The sequence below is a fragment of the Porphyromonas uenonis 60-3 genome (genome assembly GCF_000174775.1).
GTDB classification, from domain to species: Bacteria; Bacteroidota; Bacteroidia; order Bacteroidales; family Porphyromonadaceae; genus Porphyromonas; species Porphyromonas uenonis_A.
Map to the genome: position 1 here is coordinate 1 of NZ_ACLR01000213.1, position 851 is coordinate 851.

The 851-nt window shown below is 49.2% G+C and carries 1 protein-coding gene and 1 pseudogene; both read right to left on the bottom strand.

Features of this window, described 5'->3' with window-relative positions:
- Positions 1–262, bottom strand: a pseudogene (locus tag PORUE0001_RS08180) (conjugal transfer protein TraO); the annotation flags it as partial.
- A 17-nt stretch (positions 263–279) separates the two neighbouring features.
- A partial coding sequence (gene traN / locus PORUE0001_RS08185) for a conjugative transposon protein TraN (protein ID WP_007365982.1) occupies positions 280–851 on the bottom strand: 572 nt, incomplete at its 5' end.

The following is an 851-nucleotide window of genomic DNA, read 5'->3' on the forward strand; positions in this document are numbered from 1 at the left end:
CGTGACTATATTCCACCCCTACTACGAGGTAGTCGGCGTGGAAGAAATAGTGCGTATAGTCCACCCGAGCCGTCCAATTGCCCCACTGGACAAATGGCGTCTCGTTGGTTAGCGGTACCCCACCCGATAGGATTAACCCATCTTGGTGAGGTATGGCACGTTGCGCCTTACTTACACTTGGCAGAGCCAACAGTAACAGGCACAACAAAGCTACGGGAAGGCTAGCCAGCCTCCCATAGCGTATCGGATTATTGATTGTCATAGTCATAAGGCAGGGGACTAAAAGCGTAGTTCGAGGTCATCAATAGCTCTAGCCCTTACGAGGTCTTTGTTGTCCACCGTAAAAGTTAGTGTGCGTCCGCCATTAAGCTCGTGTAGGGATATTTCGAGGATTTTGCCCTCTGGAAGTGAGAACGATTCGAGAGCGTAGATCGTACGCAACTCGCTCTTTGGCGCAACAACAGCAAGGTCGTTGTAAGCTCGCAGTGGCTGGAGTATAGTCTCCTGTATAGCCGTCTGTGTGGTGACCGCCTTATCTACAACCTTGAAGGTCACGTAGTCAATCTGATAACGCATATTTGTTGTGTTGCGTATAGACGTGTGGAAGTAGAGCAATCCGTTGTGTGCATAGATAGCTTTGAGACCAAACTGCATACCAAACTGCTTGGCCGATATATGCTTGACAAGACGCTTATCCTGCTTGTGTATCGTAGACATCAGTAGCCGTACGAGCGTTGGGGTCTCATTGCCTAGCTCCTTGAAGTATATATCTGCCTTGTTTGAAGGTAGATTACCTTCACCAGAGTGGAGGAAATCCACCATCTCTAGCGACAGCTTCTCAGGCTCCTTGG